General features: G+C 71.4%; 11 protein-coding genes. 6 read left to right on the plus strand and 5 right to left on the minus strand.

The features are described from left to right. Positions 1-45: 45 nt before the first annotated feature. The 3 genes from glgB to glgX are packed head-to-tail and all read right to left on the minus strand — an operon-like array spanning position 46 to position 6377. Complete coding sequence (glgB, locus tag WFI00_RS01205; protein ID WP_336631255.1) at positions 46-2184, minus strand: 1,4-alpha-glucan branching protein GlgB; 2139 nt, start codon at positions 2182-2184, stop codon at positions 46-48. After that, complete coding sequence (locus WFI00_RS01210; protein WP_442928277.1) at positions 2181-4280, minus strand: maltotransferase domain-containing protein; 2100 nt, start codon at positions 4278-4280, stop codon at positions 2181-2183. Before WFI00_RS01210 ends, glgB begins: the two co-directional genes overlap by 4 nt. Positions 4281-4301: 21 nt before the next feature. Continuing rightward, positions 4302-6377, minus strand: coding sequence for a glycogen debranching protein GlgX (gene glgX, locus WFI00_RS01215; protein ID WP_336631254.1), 2076 nt, complete (start codon positions 6375-6377; stop codon positions 4302-4304). A gap of 74 nt (positions 6378-6451) precedes the next feature. Here glgX and WFI00_RS01220 point away from each other — a divergent pair, with 74 nt between their 5' ends. From WFI00_RS01220 to ligA, 5 genes are all read left to right on the plus strand, one after another. After that, on the plus strand, positions 6452-7618 hold the full coding sequence (locus WFI00_RS01220) for a cysteine desulfurase family protein (protein WP_336631253.1): 1167 nt from the start codon (positions 6452-6454) through the stop codon (positions 7616-7618). 23 nt (positions 7619-7641) lie between these two features. Further along, entirely contained in the window at positions 7642-8733 is a 1092-nt protein-coding gene (gene mnmA, locus WFI00_RS01225) for a tRNA 2-thiouridine(34) synthase MnmA (RefSeq protein WP_336631252.1), read from the plus strand. A 229-nt stretch (positions 8734-8962) separates the two neighbouring features. Beyond that, positions 8963-9436 carry a carboxymuconolactone decarboxylase family protein gene (locus WFI00_RS01230; protein WP_336631251.1) on the plus strand — a complete coding sequence of 158 codons (474 nt, stop codon included), beginning with the start codon at positions 8963-8965 and terminating at the stop codon, positions 9434-9436. Between the two features lie 21 nt (positions 9437-9457). Beyond that, positions 9458-10369, plus strand: coding sequence for a sigma-70 family RNA polymerase sigma factor (locus tag WFI00_RS01235; protein ID WP_336631250.1), 912 nt, complete (start codon positions 9458-9460; stop codon positions 10367-10369). A gap of 199 nt (positions 10370-10568) precedes the next feature. Beyond that, positions 10569-12944, plus strand: a complete 2376-nt coding sequence (gene ligA, locus WFI00_RS01240; RefSeq protein ID WP_336631249.1) for an NAD-dependent DNA ligase LigA — start codon at positions 10569-10571, stop codon at positions 12942-12944. 75 nt (positions 12945-13019) lie between these two features. On the opposite strand, the gene WFI00_RS01245 is transcribed toward ligA, so the two are convergent. Then, a complete protein-coding gene (locus WFI00_RS01245) occupies positions 13020-14408 on the minus strand; it encodes an HNH endonuclease signature motif containing protein (RefSeq protein ID WP_336631248.1) in 1389 nt (462 codons plus the stop codon). On the opposite strand from WFI00_RS01245, the gene WFI00_RS01250 reads away from it, so the two are divergent. After that, positions 14407-14850 (plus strand): hypothetical protein, encoded by a 444-nt coding sequence (locus tag WFI00_RS01250; protein WP_336631247.1) that lies wholly within the window; start codon positions 14407-14409, stop codon positions 14848-14850. The genes WFI00_RS01245 and WFI00_RS01250 overlap by 2 nt on opposite strands. 10 nt (positions 14851-14860) lie before the next feature. Here the strand turns inward: WFI00_RS01250 and WFI00_RS01255 are convergent, their stop codons facing one another. Beyond that, the gene (locus WFI00_RS01255) at positions 14861-16564 is read right to left on the minus strand and encodes a long-chain-fatty-acid--CoA ligase (RefSeq protein WP_336631246.1); all 1704 of its coding nucleotides are present in this window, start codon (positions 16562-16564) and stop codon (positions 14861-14863) included. Positions 16565-16591 lie beyond the last annotated feature (27 nt).

Consider the following 16591-nt stretch of genomic DNA (forward strand, 5'->3'; position numbering starts at 1 on the left):
TCTCGACCGGATGACGGCCCCCGCTCCGAGCGGGGGCCGTCATCGTCAGGAGCTGTGGCCCAGCCAGAGCACGCCGAGCGGGGGGATCACCATCGTGGCGCGGCCCTGCGGGTCGGCGTGGACCGTCCCGAGATTGCCGACCCCGGATCCGCCGTACTGCAGGGCGTCCGAGTTGAGCAGCTCGCTCCACTCGCCGCCCGCCGGCAGTTCGAGGACGTAGTCGTTCAGCGGCTCGCCCGAGAAGTTGCACACCACGACGACGGTGTTGCCGTGGTGGTCGACACGGGAGAAGGCGATGACGTTGGGATTCCACGTCGGAGCGCCGAGGCGGCGGAAAGCCGCACCGTCGTCGTCGCGCGACCACAGCGGAGCATGCTCCTTGTAGACGCGGTTGAGGGCGCCGACGAAGTCGAGCAGCTGGCGGTGCGGAGGCTGGTCCAGGATCCACCAGTCGAGGCTCCGGCTTTCGGACCACTCGGACAGCTGGCCGAAGTCCTGGCCCATGAAGAGCAGCTGCTTGCCGGGGTGGCCCCACATGTACGCGAGGAAGGCGCGTACATTCGCGAGCTTCTGCCAGTGGTCGCCGGGCATCCGGGTGAACAGCGTCCCCTTGCCGTGGACGACCTCGTCGTGACTGATCGGCAGGACGAAGTGCTCGCTGAACGCGTAGACGAACGAGAAGGACAGCTCTCCCTCGTGGTACGAGCGGTACATGGGGTCGCGCTGGAAGTAGACGAGCGTGTCGTTCATCCACCCCATGTTCCACTTCAGGCCGAACCCGAGTCCGCCCGCGCTGGTCGGCGCCGTGACCCCGGGATAGCTCGTCGACTCCTCGGCGATCATCGCGATGCCGGGGTAGCGCTTGTAGGCGGTCGCGTTGACCTCCTGCAGGAAACGGATGGCCTCGAGGTTCTCACGCCCGCCGTACTCGTTCGGCTCCCACTCGCCCTCGTTGCGCGAGTAGTCGAGGTAGAGCATCGAGGCGACCGCGTCGACGCGGAGCCCGTCGACGTGGAACTCCTCGAGCCAGTACAGCGCGTTCGCGACGAGGAAGTTGCGCACCTCGTTGCGTCCGTAGTCGAAGATCAGGGTGCCCCAGTCCTTGTGCTCGCCGCGCCGCGGATCGGGGTGCTCGTAGAGAGGCTGGCCGTCGAAGCGGGCCAGCGCGAAGGCATCCTTCGGGAAGTGACCGGGGACCCAGTCCATGATCACGCCGAAGCCCGCCTGATGCAGGCGATCGATGAGGTAGCGCAGGTCGTCGGGCGTCCCGAAACGGCTGGTGGGCGCGTAGTACCCGGACACCTGATAGCCCCAGGAGCCGCCGAAGGGGTGCTCCGCGAGCGGCAGGAACTCGACGTGGGTGTAGCCCACCTCGGTGAGGTAGTCGATCAGGGGATCGGCCGCGTCCCGGTAGCCGAGCCCCGGTCGCCACGACCCGAGGTGCAGCTCGTAGGTCGACATCGGCTGGTCGGAGGGGGAGCGCTGCGCGCGCGCGGACATCCACGCGTCGTCCCCCCAGCGGTACGCGGACTCGGTGACCACCGAAGCGGTGGCCGGCGGGACCTCCGCCCACTGCGCCATCGGGTCGGCCTTCAGGATCCACCCGTCGTGCGGCGTGAGGATCTCGTACTTGTAGGCGGTGCCGGCGCCGATGCCCGGGACGAACAGCTCCCACACGCCCGTCGAGCCGAGGCTCCGCATCGCGTGCGGCTGACCGTCCCACGAGTTGAAGTCGCCGACGACGCGCACCGCGCGTGCGTTCGGCGCCCAGACGGAGAACGCGACGCCGCTCACGCCCGGGAAGTGCCGGACGTGGGCGCCCAGGACGTTCCAGAGCTCCTCGTGCCGGCCCTCCCGGATGAGGTGCTGGTCGATCTCGCCCACCGTCGGCAGGTGCCGGTAAGGATCGTCACTGCGGTACTCGGGAGCGCCGTCGTACGCGGCGACGATCTCGTACGAGTCCGGTCGTGACGTCGTCGCGCCCTCCCACACCCCGCCGCGCACGTGCACGAGCGGGATCTCGGCCCCGGAATCGGTGACGGCCGTCACGGACGCCGCCATGGGGCGCCGCGCACGGATCACCCACGTCTCGTCCGGGCCCTCGTGCAGCCCCAGCACGTCATGGGGTGCGTGGTACGAGCCGCTCGCGACGGCGTCGAGGATCTGGTCGGATACGGTGCTCATCGAGCCTCCTTGACGTGCAGGATGTGGACGGGCTCGACGAACGCGTCCAGACGGACGAAGGCGTTCTGGTTCCAGGTCCAGGTGGCCCCCGTGATGAGGTCCTCGACCTCGAACGGCGTGCCCGGGTCGACGCCCCAGATCCGCGTGTCGAGATGCACGGTCGTCTCGCGGACCGAGTGGGGGTCGACGTTGGCGACGACGATGACGGTGTCGCTGCGGCCGTCGGGGGAGAGGGCGGCGTCGAGGTGCTTGGAGTACACGAGGATGGCGTCGTCGTCGCTCCAGTGCGCCGACCAGTTGCGCAGTTGGCGCAGAGCGGGGTGCGCGGCGCGGATCTCGTTGAGCCGCCGGAGATACGGCGCGAGCGACTCGCCGCGTTCCTCCGCGCCCTCCCAGTCGCGCAGCTTGTACTCGTACTTCTCGTTGTCGATGTTCTCCTCGGAGCCCGGGCGGGCGACGTTCTCGATGAGCTCGTATCCCGCGTACACCCCCCAGATCGGCGCCGCGGTCGCGGCGATCGCCGCCCGGATCTTGTACGCGGGACGACCCCCGTACTGCAGGTACTCGGTGAGGATGTCGTGCGTGTTCACGAAGAGGTTCGGGCGCATGTAGTCGCTCGTCTCGTGCGACACCGATTCGAGGAACTCCTCCAGCTCCGCCTTCGTGTTCCGCCAGGTGAAGTACGAGTAGCTCTGTTGGAACCCGACCATCGCGAGCGAGCGCATGACCGCGGGGCGGGTGAAGGCCTCGGAGAGGAAGATGACGTCGGGATCCTCGGCGTTGACCGTGCCGATGAGCCACTCCCAGAACTGCAGGGGCTTCGTGTGCGGGTTGTCGACGCGGAAGATCTTGACCCCCTGCGAGACCCAGTGCCGGACGACCCGGAGCATCTCGGCGTAGATCCCCGCCGGGTCGTTGTCGAAGTTCAGCGGATAGATGTCCTGGTACTTCTTCGGGGGGTTCTCGGCATAGGCGATCGTGCCGTCGGGGAGAGTCGTGAACCACTCGGGGTGCTCGGCGACCCACGGATGGTCCGGCGCCGCCTGCAGGGCGAGGTCGAGGGCGACCTCGAGGCCCTGTTCGCGCGCCGCGCGGACGAAGAAGCGGAAGTCGGCGGCCGTCCCCAGATCGGGGTGGAGGGCGTCGTGTCCGCCCTCCGGGGACCCGATCGCGTACGGCGATCCGGGGTCCTCGGGGTATGCGGTCAAGGTGTTGTTGCGCCCCTTGCGGTTCGTCTCGCCGATCGGGTGCACCGGCACGAGGTACACGACGTCGAACCCCATGGCGGCGACGCCCGGCAGGCGCTTGGCGGCCGTCCGGAACGTGCCGCTCTTGATCGTGCCGTCCTTGAGGCGCTTCGCGCCCTCCGACCGGGGGAAGAACTCGTACCACGCGCCGACGCCGGCGCGCTCCCGCTCGACGAGCAGCTCCTCGTCGGGACCGACCGTGAGGAGCGACTGCAGCGGCCGCTCGCGGAAGAAGCCGGCGAGCTGCGGGTCGCGCACGACGACGAGAGCGTCCTCGTCGGAGGTCTGCGCGTCGCGCAGGGCTGCGGCGGCGGCGCGGAGAGCCCGGATCTGCGCGGCGCCGCGGTCCTTCTCGGTCGCCGCGCGCGTCAGAAGGCGCGCGCCGATCTCGCGCATCAGGGCGGAGTCGACGCCGGCCGCGATCTTGAGGTCCGCCGCGTGCTCCCAGGTCGCGAAGTCGTCGGCGAACGCTTCGAAGCGGAACGTCCACCGGCCCTGCTCGAGCGGCTCGACACTCGTGCGCCACCGGTCGAACCCGTCGTGCAGGGCCGAGAGTCGATGCAGCGACACCGCGCCCGACGGCGCCGTGAGCCGCACGTGCACGCCGATGAGGTCATGGCCCTCGCGGAACGCTGTCACCTGGAACGGCACGGCCTCGCCCACGTACGCGGAGGGGTGGTACCGGGCATCCGGAACGCTCGGGTGCGGCAGGCTCAGCGGGATGCGTCCGATCCGCGTGGCCGGCGCCCCGCTCCAGGGCGCCGCATCGCGGGCCGGGATCTCGGAAAGGCTGCGGACGCTGGGGGCAGGTTCCGGCCGGGGTTCTGACGTTCGCTTCTTCGAGGCCACGTCTTGAACCTACCGCCGCGGTCACTCCATGCGGAACAGGTGGAGAGCCGTGCCGGGAAGTGCGATGATGTCGCCCGGCGCGTGCGCGGGGAGTGCGTCGTCGGGCCGTTCCGGCACGCTGGACCACAGCGACGTGTAGGCGTTGACGCCGTCGATGCGCGGCAGCGTCACGTCGATCGGACGCTCGTTCCCGTGGACCACGAGGAGGATCCCGTTGGGCGCCTCGTCGACGGGCGTCGAGCGCGCGGCGTACTGGAGCGTGCGGTGCGCCGGGTTCGTCCATCCCTCGTGCGACATCGTCTCGCCGTGTTCGTCGTACCAGTCGATCATCGAGGCGCTCGGCACGACCCGGGAGTCGTGGGCGAACCGCGCCGGGCGCAGGGCGGGGTTCTCGTGGCGGATCCGCACCAGGGCCCGGGCGTGGGCGAGCAGATCGTCCTGCCAGGGAGCGAGCTGCCAGTGCATCCAGGTGAGGTCCGAATCGTGGCAGTAGGCGTTGTTGTTGCCGCGCTGCGTGCGTCCGAGCTCGTCTCCCGCCGTGATCATCGGCACCCCCGCCGACAGCAGCAGCGTGCCCAGCAGGTTGCGGATCGCCTTGCGGCGGGTCGCGAGGATGGCCGGATCGTCCGTGGGCCCCTCCGCGCCGTGGTTGAAGGAGCGGTTCGTGTCGGCCCCGTCGCGGTTCTGCTCGCCGTTGCCGAGGTTGTGCTTCACGTCGTAGGACACGAGGTCGCGCAGCGTGAATCCGTCGTGGGCCGTCACGAAGTTGATGCTCGCGAGGGGGCCGCGCTCGTCGCTGAACGTGTTCGAGGACCCCGCCAGTCGCGTCGCGAAGCCGCCCACCCCCGCCGGTGGGGTGCCCGCGCGGCGCGTGTAGTCGACGTCGCTCAGCCAGAAGTTGCGGACCCGGTCGCGATAGCGGTCGTTCCACTCGCTCCACCCGGCGCCGAACGCGCCGGTCTGCCATCCGCCCATACCGACGTCCCAGGGCTCCGCGATCATCTTGATGCCCGCCAGGCGGGGGTCGTCCACGAGCGCGCGCAGCAGCGGGTGGTCCGCGCGGAATGCATGGTCGGCGTCCCGGCCGAGCGTCGTCGCCAGGTCGAAGCGGAAGCCGTCGACGCCGACGACCTCCGTCCAGTAGCGCACCGAGTCGAGCACGAGGCGCGCGGCGGCGTCCGTCGAGGTGTCGACGGAGTTACCGCATCCGGTCACGTCGATGTACGACCCGTCGTCGTGCTGGCGGTAGTACCCGGAGTTGTCGATGCCGCGGAAGCTCGATCGCGGCTCGCCGATGTCGAGCTCGGACGTGTGGTTGTAGACGACGTCGAGGATCACCTCGATGCCCGCCGCGTGCAGCGTGCGCACCATCGTCTGCACCTCGGCGAGGATCGCCTCCGGGCCGGCGGCGCGCGCCTCCGCCGTCGCGTAGGCGCCGTGGGGTGTGAAGAAGTTCAGGGTGTTGTATCCCCAGTAGTTCGTCAGGCCCTGCGTGAGCAGTCGCGGCTCGGTGTCGAACGCGTGGATCGGGAGGAGCTCGACCGCGGTGATCCCGAGCGAGGTCAGGTGCTCGACCATCGCGGGGTGGCCGAGCCCGGCGTACGTGCCGTGCAGCGCCGGGGGGATGTCCGGATGCCGCTTGGTCAGCCCTCGCACGTGCGCCTCGTAGACGACGGTCCGATCGAGCGGCGTCGCGAGGCGGTCGATCGCCGGCGGCGCGGTGGGGAGGTCGACCACCACGGACCGCCACTCACCGCGACGCACCGGGACAAGGCCGCGGGCGTACGGATCGAGGAGCAGCGTCTCCGGGTTGAAGAGGTTGCGCGCTCCCGCCGGCCCGTCGACGCGCAGGGCGTAGCGCGCCCCAGGGTGCAGCTCCGGAGTGGTCACCGTCCACACTCCGTCGCCGATCGGGGCGAGCGGCACGACCGCGGTGATCCAGTCGAGGTCGGTCGCGTCGAAGATCACGACCTCGACCGCCGACGCCTCGCCCGACCACACCCGCAGCGTCCCGCCGTCGGGCCCCGTCGTCACGCCGAGGCCGTCGTACCGGGCGTCGAGGAAGGGGGCGATGGTCAGAGGCTTCGGGGTGGCCATGCGCTCTAGAGTAGTAAGGCCGAGGCCCGGGTCTCATCCCGGGTGGGCCTCGGTGTCGTGAAGGGCGGGAGAACGTGATCTATCTCGACCATGCCGCTTCGTCCCCGCTGCGCGACAGCGCGCGCGACGCCTGGCTCGCCGCGTCCACCGCGGTGGGCAACGCCTCGTCCGTGCACGGGGCCGGCCAGGAGGCGCGGCGGATGCTCGAAGGCGCGCGCGAACGCCTCGCGGCTCTGCTCGGGTGCGAACCGATCGAAGTCGTCTTCACGGGCGGCGGCACGGAGTCGGTGAACCTCGCGCTGAAAGGTCTGTGGTGGTCACGCGGCCGGGAGGCGTCCGGCGTCGTCCTCCCGGACGGAGAGCATCACGCGACCCTCGACACCGTCGCCTGGCTGGAGGGCCAGGGCGCCGAGGTGCGGCGCGTGGCGCTCGACGGGACCGGCCGGATCGGCGGCGACGCGTTCGCGCGTGCGCTGCCCGGAGCGGCGCTCGCGACCGCGCTCGTGGTGAACAACGAGATCGGCACGGTGCAGGATGCTCCGCGGCTCGCCGAGGATGCCGCCGACGCGGGGGTGCCGCTGCACCTCGACGCCGTCGGGGCGGTCGGGCACCTCCCCGTCTCCTTCGACCGGTGGCGCGGCGATGCGGCGGGCTCGTCGGGGCTCGTCGCGATGAGCCTGTCGGGGCACAAGTTCGGCGCTCCGGTCGGCACGGGCGCTCTCCTGGTGTCCCGCCATGCGCGCCTGTCGCCGCTCATGCACGGGGGAGGCCAGCAGCGGGGCCTCCGCTCCGGGTCGCCGGATGTGGCGGGCGCCGTCGCGCTCGCCGCCGCGCTCGCCGAGGCGATGGAGGAGCAGCCGGCCGAGGCGGTGCGACTGACCGCGCTCGCCGACCGGTTGACGGCGGGCATCCGCGCGGCGATCCCGGCCGCGGAACTCCTGGGGGACCCCGTCCGCCGGGTGCCGGGGAATGTGCACATTCTGTTCCCGGGGGCGGCCGGCGAGTCGCTGCTCTTCCTGCTCGACCGGGCGGGCATCTCGGTCTCCACGGGGTCGGCGTGCCAGGCCGGGGTCGCCGAGCCCTCGCACGTCGTGCTCGCTCTGGGTCGCGACGCGCGCTCCGCCCGGTCGGTCCTGCGGATGACGCTCGGGCGCACCTCGACGGACGCGGACGTCGACGCCGTGCTCGCCGCGCTGCCCGAGGCGTACACCCGGGCATCCGGCGCCGCGACCCGCGCGTAGCCGCCCGCTCGTAGACTGGTCGGATGCGGATCCTGGCGGCGATGAGCGGTGGCGTCGACTCCGCCGTCGCGGCCGCCCGGGCCGTCGAGGCGGGGCACGACGTGGTCGGCGTGCACCTCGCCCTCTCCCGCGCCGGAGGGACGCTGCGCACCGGCAGCCGCGGATGCTGCACGATCGAGGATGCGATGGATGCGCGGCGCGCGGCCGACCTCCTGGGCATCCCGTTCTACGTGTGGGACTTCTCCGAGCGCTTCCGCGACGACGTCATCGACGACTTCGTGGCCGAGTACCGGGCGGGGCGGACGCCCAACCCCTGCATGCGCTGCAACGAGAAGATCAAGTTCGCGGCCCTCTTGGAGCGCGCCCTGGAGCTCGGTTTCGACGCCGTGTGCACGGGGCACTACGCGACGCTCGTGGACGGTCCGGATGGGCGCGAGCTGCACCGCGCGAGCGACGAGGCGAAGGACCAGTCGTACGTGCTCGGCGTGCTGACCGCCGACCAGCTCGCCCACACGTACTTCCCGCTCGGGGCGACCCCGTCCAAGGCGCTCGTCCGGGCCGAGGCGGCGGCGCGCGGGCTCACCGTCGCGCAGAAGCCGGACAGTCACGACATCTGCTTCATCCCCGACGGCGACACGCGCGGGTGGCTCGCCGAGCGCGTGGGCGCCGCGACGGGCGAGATCGTCGATCGCACCGGCGCGGTCGTGGGCAGCCACGAGGGAGCCCACGCCTTCACTGTCGGGCAGCGCCGCGGCCTGTCGCTGGGGGTCCCCGCCCTCGACGGCAAGCCCCGCTTCGTGCTCGAGGTGCGGCCCGTCTCGAACACGGTCGTCGTCGGCCCCAAGGAGGCTCTCGCGACCGCCGAGATCGCCGGGGACCGGTACACGTGGACGGGCCGCGCGCCCGGCTCGGGTGTGTTCGCCTGCCACGTGCAGATCCGTGCGCACGCCGATCCCGTCCCCGCCCGGGCGGAACTGTCGGACGGCGGGCTCCGCGTCGTGCCGGAGACGGCCTTCGAGGGCGTCGCGCCCGGCCAGACCGCCGTCCTGTACGACGGCACCCGCGTCATCGGACAGTTCACGATCGACCGCACCCTCTCCGCCGTCCCCGCGTAGCCCCGGGTGGGGGTTGCGCCTCGGGGTGGGGTGGCGGTGCGGTTCCGAGTTTCGGACCCCTCTGGCGTCCGATCGAGGCGTACGGCGAGTTTCGGGCGACAGAGGAGTCCGAAACTCCGGGAGAGACGGGCGCGATGATCGTGCGGGGTGCGGGGGTGTCACACTTCGGGGCGGGGGATCGACACAGGGGTGAGGGGGCGACCCGGCCCCCGCCGAACGAGGAGCTCGGATGTCCCGCATCGACCTGTCCCGCACGAACCGCACCGGCTATGCCGCCGTCCTGGGGATGGAGGCCTACGCGCGCACCCACGTCGACCCGCAGCTGTACGAGCTGATCAAGCTGCGTGCCTCGATCGTCAACGGATGCGGGTTCTGCGTCGACATGCACGCCACCGAGGGCGCCGCTCGTGGCATCCCCGCCCGCGTGCTGCACGCGGTCGCCGCCTGGCAGCACGCGGGAGAACTGCTCGATCCTCGGCAGCGCGCGGTGCTCGCCCTCACCGACGCGGTCACCGCCCTCGGCCCCGCGAGCGTCACCGACGAGATCTGGGCGGATGCCGCGCAGCACCTCACCGAGAAGCAGCTGGGGTCGATCGTGCTCACCATCGCGACCATCAACGTCTGGAACAGGATCGCGATCTCGACCGGGATGACGCCGCCGGTCGATGCGAAGCATCCCATCGCTCCGCCGGCCGCGTCCTGACCGGCACCTAGGGTGGTCGTCATGCAGCCGCAGCCGTCCGCCGATCGCGCGGGAACGGCGAGTCCGGCGGCGCGAGCGTGGGCCGGCGAGCGAGACCGTCTCGTCGGGATCGCGTACCGGATGCTGGGCGACTACGGGGCGGCGGAGGACGTGGCCTCGGAGGTCGCGCTCGACGCGCTCGCCGCCGAGCGGGCGGGCAGCGCCATCCGATCGTGGCCCGCGTGGCTCACGACCACATGCGTCCGTCGGTCGATCGATCGGCTCCGCCACGTGCAGTCGCTTCGGGAGGACTATCCGGGTCCGTGGCTGCCCGAGCCCGTGGCGACCTCCCGGCTGCCCGACGACGTGGTGGCCGGGCGGGAGCTGCTGTCCATCGCGATGCTGCACCTGGCGGAGCAGCTCGGCCCCGACGCACGGGCCGCCATCGTGCTGCACCGCGCGTTCGGGATGACGGCGGTGGAGATCGCGCCGATCCTCGACAGGACTCCTGCCGCGGTCCGTCAGCTCGTCTCGCGTGCCGAGCGACGCCTGCACCTCACGGATGCGGGCGCGGGCCCTCGACCGTCGTCGGCGAGCGTCGCCGTCGCGATCCGGGAGCTCGTCGACGGCATCGAGAGCGGCGACGTCGACCGCGTCGCACGGCTCCTGACCGACGACGCCGTCCTGTGGTCGGATGGCGGCGGCATCGTCAAGAGTGCCGTCAACCCGATCTTCGGGCCTGCCCGCATCCTGCGGTTCTTCGGCGGCATCATGGCGAAGTCGGCCCTCGACGGGGAGTCACCGCGCATCGCCGTGATCGAGGTCAACGGCGAATCGGCGCTGTCCATGACGGTGTCCGGGGTGACCGACGTCATCGCCGTCGAGTTCGCGGGCGACCGGATCCGCGGCATCCGCCGGATCTCGAATCCGCGCAAGCTCACCCGCGTGCCCTGAGCTTTTCCCTCTCGGATCCGGGCGCGAACGCGGCGCGCTTTCGGGCTCCTCTGGCGACCGAACGCCCTCGCCACGGAGTTTCGGTCGCCCGAGGGGACCGAAACTCCGTCGTGGGTCGTGGAGACTGGGCGCGCGGGGCTCGGAGGGGCGAGATGCGTCGCGGGGCGACGATGTCGGCGACTCGACCTACACTGTCCGGGTGGCAGCAAGAGACGACTCCCTCCCGACGACGTTGGACGAGGCGAGAGACGAGGCGGAACGACTCGTCGGACTGATCGTCGACGCGCGGGACGCCTATTACGGTCGTGACGCGGAGCTCGTCGACGATGCCACCTACGACGGATGGATGCGCCGTCTGGAGCGCGTCGAGGCCGCGTTCCCGCTCGTTCAGGGTCAGGATTCCCCGACGCTCAGTGTGGGCGCGGCCGAGTCCTCGATGTTCGCACCTGTCGAGCACGCCGAACGCATGCTGAGTCTCGACAACGTCTTCAGCGCCGAGGAGCTGGGGGACTGGTGCGCGAAGACGCAGAGCGCGGCGGGGCGCGCGGTGAGGTGGCTGGTCGAGCTGAAGATCGATGGGCTCGCGATCAGCCTCCGGTACGAGCGGGGAGTGCTCGTATCGGCCGCGACGCGCGGTGACGGCCGGGTGGGCGAGGACGTCACCGTCAACGCGGTGAGGGTCGCGGGGATCCCGACGCGGCTGAGCGGCACGGGCCACCCCGATCTCGTCGAGGTGCGCGGTGAGGTGTTCATTCCCGTCGCGGCATTCGACGACCTGAACGCCCTGCAGGCGTCTCTGCGCGAACGGGTCGTCGCCGAGATGCGCGGCCGTGGCGTCGATGAGGAGCGCGCCGAGCGGAGCGCCGCGCGGCGCTTCCCGGCGTTCGCGAACCCGCGCAACGCCGCGAGTGGCGGACTGCGCCAGCAGCTGGACAAGAAGGACGGTCTCGAGCTCGAAGCCGGACAGGCCCGGCTGGACTCGCTGCGTCTGTACGTCCACGGCATCGGAGCATGGCCCGATCCGCCGGTGGGGTCGCAGAGCGAGGTCTACGGATTGCTGGCCGACTGGGGGCTCCCTACGAGCCCCTACTTCCGCACCGAGGACGACCTGGGCGGCGTCCAGGCGTATGTCGCGCACTACGGCGAGCATCGACACGACCCGGAGCACGAGATCGACGGCGTTGTCGTCAAGGTCGACGAGCTGGCGCTCCACGACGAACTCGGCGCGACCAGCCGCGCCCCCCGATGGGCGATCGCCTACAAGTACCCGCCCGAGCAGGTCAACACGAAGCTGCTCGACATCGTCGTGTCGGTGGGGCGGACCGGGCGGGCCACGCCGTTCGCCGTCATGGCTCCCGCGCTCGTCGCGGGGTCCGTGGTCCGCCAGGCGACCCTCCACAACCAGGACGTCGTGAAGGCCAAGGGCGTGCTCATCGGCGACACGGTCGTGCTGCGCAAGGCGGGCGACGTCATCCCCGAGGTCCTCGGACCCGTCGTCGAACTGCGCGACGGCAGTGAGCGCGCCTTCGTCATGCCCGCGAACTGCCCCTCCTGCGGCACCCCGCTCGCGCCGGCGAAAGAGGGCGACATCGACCTCCGCTGCCCCAACACCCGGTCGTGCCCCGCGCAGGTGCGGGGTCGCGTCGAGCACATCGGCTCGCGCGGTGCGCTCGACATCGAAGCGCTCGGCGAGGTCACCGCGGCGGCTCTCACGCAGCCGTCCACGCCTGCCACTCCGCCGCTGATCACCGAGGCGGCCCTGTTCGATCTCACCCTCGACCAACTCGTGCCGATCGAGGTCGTCGTCCGCGACAGCGAGACGGGAGAGGCGAAGGTCGACGAGACCACCGGAGAGTATGTGCGCCGCGCGCCCTTCCAGAAGCTCGGGCCGGCGCAGTACCCGCCGGGGACCGAGGAGCTGGATGCCGCGGAGCGGCGACGTCGAGGCATCCGCAAGGACTACCGCGAGACGTTGCCCTCCGAACAGGCGCTGAAGCTGCTCGCCGAGCTCGAGAAGGCGAAGACCAAGGATCTGTGGCGGTTCCTCGTCGCGCTGAGCATCAGACACGTCGGGCCGGTCGCGGCGCGCGCGCTCGCGCAGTGGTTCGGATCCCTGGCGGCCATCCGCGCGGCGAGCCGCGAAGACCTCGCTGCCGTCGAGGGCGTGGGCGGCATCATCGCCGACGCGCTGCGGGAGTGGTTCGAGGTCGACTGGCATCGCGAGATCGTCGAGCGGTGGGAGGCGGCGGGAGCGCGGCTGGAGATTCCCGGGCACCCGGGCCCGGGTGCGGCCGCCTCTGCCGGCGGCGTGCTCGACGGCGTCACGGTCGTGGCCACGGGCTCGCTCGAGGGGTACAGCCGCGAGGGTGCACAGGAAGCGATCCTCGCTGCGGGGGGCAAGGCGGCCTCGAGCGTCTCGAAGAAGACGAACTTCGTCGCGGCTGGCCCCGGAGCGGGGTCCAAACTCGGCAAGGCGGAGGAGCTGGGCATCCGCATCATCGATGCGGCGCAGTTCCGAATCCTCGTGGAACAGGGGCCGGCGGCTCTCGACGCGCTCGAGCCCGACGCCGGCTGACGCGGCAGGGCCGTTGCCGCGCTGCGGGCCCGACGGCGCGGTGGGCGTGCGAGGGGCTTCTTCCAATCAGGAGAATCAGAAGGGCGGCGGGTCGTCGGAGTCGGGCACGAACCGCACCGTCGCGGCGGGCCGGTCCGTGTAGCGGCGCCCGGTGGGACTTCGCCACTCGAGCACGCCGCCGCCGCGCTGGCGCACGGTCCACGCGGTCTCGTGCTTGAGCGTGTGATGTCGTCGGCACAGATGACTCAGGTTCTCGACACTCGTCGCACCTCCCCACGCCGCATCGTGCGTGTGGTCGATGTCGCAACGGGGCGCCGAGCATCGGCAGCCCGGGAACCGGCAGTGCTCGTCCCGCGCGCGCAGCATCCGCCGCAGCGCGGCCGACGGCCGGTACGCGTCGACGGCGAGCACGGCTCCCGAGCGAGGATCGACAGTCACGCGATCCCACGTCGGCATGCGCCCGGCGAGAGTACGCACGAGGTCGGAGCCGACCGGCCCAGAACCGGCGAGGAGCGGCGGCACGACCCCGCCGTCGACGAGCGTCTCGAGCGGTACCGACACCTGGATGTGGGCGACGACCGTGTCGAGCCCTGCGCCGTGCGCCGCCGGTGCCCCGGCGAGGAGAAGATCGCTGAGGATGTCCGCGCGCAGCTGATCGAGGGTTCGAGCGTCCGGCACGGCGTGCGAGGCGTCCTCGAGGAGAGGAGTCCCGCCACACGTCGTGACGTCGGGTGCGGCGTGCGACGCTCCCGGGATCTCAGACTCGACGCCCTCCGTGGGCGGCGACGGCGGCGCGGAGTCATCCGTGCCGTCACGCACGACGCGGGCCTGTTGCGTGAGCCGATCGTGGATGGCATGCGCGAGCACCGCGGGCAGGTCCGCGAGCAGCCGCGACATCCCCTCACCCAGGTCGTACACGCGCACCCCGCGGTCGAGCTGTCGGTCGCGGATGCGTGCGGTCGTGCCGTCCGGGTCGATGCGCGCCGCGATGGCGCGGGCGAGGTCCTGCATCCGTCCGGCGCTCGTCGTCTCGGCCGCCGCGAGTGCGAGCCGTTCGAACCGCTCGCGCGCGTCGGGATCGAGCCCTCCGCCGGCCGAGACGATCGCGCCGACGTGTGCCGCGTCGACGCGACCCCGTTCCCATGCCTCGAGCGTCAGCGCGTAGCCCTTCGTGATCTCGAATGCACCGCTCATGCGGCGCTGCACCGTGCGGTCGCTGACGCGCATCGCGGTGGCGAGTTCGGCGGCGACCTCACGCAGCGCGAGATCGGACTCGTCCGAGCGCCGCAGCCGCCGACGTTCGGAGCGGGCGAGCACCAGCTCGACCGCCGCAGCGAGGACCCGGGTCTCCGCGGCCTGCGCCCGGGCGAGTGCGGCGCGCGCGGCGAGCATGTCGTCGACCAGGGCAGACAGCTCGGCGGCGTCACTCAGGTCATCCGTCGCGGTGTGTCCGATCGTGCCCATGGTCGCTCCTCAGCCGTCCGCCGCGTCGCCGCGGCATCCGATTCGCACGAAGGTAGGCACGTGTGCGTTTCTGACACTGATCACACTACGACGGGGTTCCGACATTGCGCTCTCCGCCGTCGAGGGGCATCACCTCCCGGACCTCGGATCCGGGCTGCGCCGGCTCGCGGACCTCACGGCTCCGGGCGGAGTGCTCGTCGTCATCGGCCTGGCGCGCGATGCCTCCGCCGGAGATCGACTCCGCTCCCTCGGCGGTGTCGTCCAGCACCAGTGGCTGTCCCGGACCCGCCGGGTGTGGGAGCATTCGGCGCCCACGGTCTGGCCGCCGCCGCACACGTTCCGCGAGGCGCGCCGCATCGCCGCCGAGGCGCTGCCCGGTGCACGCTGGCAGCGGTTCGCGCTCTGGCGCTACGCAGTGACGTGGCACCGGCCCGCGGGATGAGCCCGAACGCCTAAGCCTCCGGCTGCGTGAGCTCCCGCAGCGATTCGCGCACCTGGCGACGCAGCACCTTTCCGATGAGGGACTTCGGCAGCTCGTCGACGACGAAGATGCGTCGGGGCACCTTGTACGGAGTGAGAACGCTCCGGGCGAACTCGCGGATCGATTCGGTGTCCACCTCGCCCGAACCGTCGAGGACGACGGCCGCCACGACCTCCTCGCCGGACCGGTCGCTGGGAAGGCCGACGACGGCGGCATCCACGACGTGCGGGTGCTGGCGCAGCGCGTTCTCCACCTCGGTCGGGGCGACGTTGAACCCGCCGGTGATGATGAGCTCCTTGATGCGGTCGACGATCCGGACGAACCCGTCCTCGTCGATCTGCACGATGTCGCCCGTGCGGAACCAGCCGTCGACGAAGACCTCCTCGGTCTCCTCCGGCTTGCCGAAGTAGCCCCGGAACACCTGCGGGCCGCGGACGAGCAGCTCGCCGCGCTCGCCTGCGGGCACATCCGTCGACGGTTCGTCGGGATCGACCACCCGGCACTCGGTACCCGGCAGCGGGAGTCCCACCGTCCCCGGTCTGCGGTTGTCGGCGACCGGGTTCGCCATGAGCACCGGAGAGCACTCCGACAGGCCGTACCCCTCGACGAGGTACCCGCCGGTGGCCTTCTCGAACGGCACGACCAGCTCGTGCGGCAGCGCCATCGCGCCGGAGATCGCGACCTCGGTGCCCGCGAGCGAGACGCCGTCCTCCTGCGCGGCCTTCAGCAGCCGGTCGGCGATCGGGGGGACGAGGGGCAGGAATGTCGCGGGGTGCTTCTTGGTGACCTCGAGCACCATCGCGGGCTCGAAGCGGGGGAACAGGACGAGGCGCGCCCCCATCGACATCGCGAAGGTGAGGCAGAGCGTCAGGCCGTACGCGTGGAACATCGGCAGCACCGCGTACACGACGCAGCCGTGCCCGCGCACGATCGAGGGCACCCACGCCTGCGCTTGGCGGGCATTGGCCAGCAGGTTCCGATGCGTGAGCATCGCGCCCTTGGGTGTGCCGGTCGTGCCGCTCGTGTACTGGATGATCGCGAGATCGTCCGTGCCGGGACCGGGGACGGATGCCGGCAGCGCGGGCGCCTGCAGGAGCTTCTCCCACGCGAGGGCACCCGTGGTCCGCTCGGTCAGCGCCTCGCGCGATGCCTTCGCCTTCGCGACCGGCAGCCGCAGCGCCAGGCGCAGGGAGAGCGGCATCGCACGGGTCACGTCGACGCTGATGAGGTTCGGCACCGCGACGTCCGCGGGGAACTGCTGCACGGTGCCGACGACCTTGCTCCACACGATCGCCGTCTTCGCCCCGTGGTCCTCGAACTGCTTGCGCAGCTCACGAGGCGTGTAGAGCGGATTGTGTTCGATCGCGATCGCGCCCAGCCGCAGGATCGCGTAGAAGGCGACGATGTGCTGCGGGCAGTTCGGCAGGACGATCCCGACGGTGTCCCCCTTCGAGACCCCCAGAGCCTTGAGCCCCGCCGCGGCGTGCTCGATGGCGTCCATGAGCTCGCGGTACGACGTCGTGCGTCCGAAGAACTGCAGCGCGGGAGCGTCGGGGTAGTCCCGGGCGGATGCCTCGACGATGTCGAGGAGCGAGCCGTCGACCGGCGCCAGATCGGCGGGGACGCCGTCTGCGTAGCTGCGGATCCAGGGGCGGGGCGGGTCGTAGCTCGTCACGCGCGCCAGCCTAGCGGCGGTGCGCGC

It is taken from the genome of Microbacterium sp. MMO-56, assembly GCF_037146215.1.
In the GTDB taxonomy this organism is placed as follows: Bacteria; Actinomycetota; Actinomycetes; order Actinomycetales; family Microbacteriaceae; genus Microbacterium.

Excerpts from the sequence above, each read along its gene's own strand:
- WFI00_RS01230 (WP_336631251.1), top strand. The coding sequence starts at position 8,963 with ATGTCCCGCATCGACCTGTCCCGCACGAACCGCACCGGCTATGCCGCC.
- WFI00_RS01245 (WP_336631248.1), bottom strand. The coding sequence starts at position 14,408 with ATGGGCACGATCGGACACACCGCGACGGATGACCTGAGTGACGCCGCC.
- glgX (WP_336631254.1), bottom strand. The coding sequence starts at position 6,377 with ATGGCCACCCCGAAGCCTCTGACCATCGCCCCCTTCCTCGACGCCCGG.
- glgB (WP_336631255.1), bottom strand. The coding sequence starts at position 2,184 with ATGAGCACCGTATCCGACCAGATCCTCGACGCCGTCGCGAGCGGCTCG.
- mnmA (WP_336631252.1), top strand. The coding sequence starts at position 7,642 with ATGCGGATCCTGGCGGCGATGAGCGGTGGCGTCGACTCCGCCGTCGCG.
- WFI00_RS01235 (WP_336631250.1), top strand. The coding sequence starts at position 9,458 with ATGCAGCCGCAGCCGTCCGCCGATCGCGCGGGAACGGCGAGTCCGGCG.
- WFI00_RS01250 (WP_336631247.1), top strand. The coding sequence starts at position 14,407 with ATGGTCGCTCCTCAGCCGTCCGCCGCGTCGCCGCGGCATCCGATTCGC.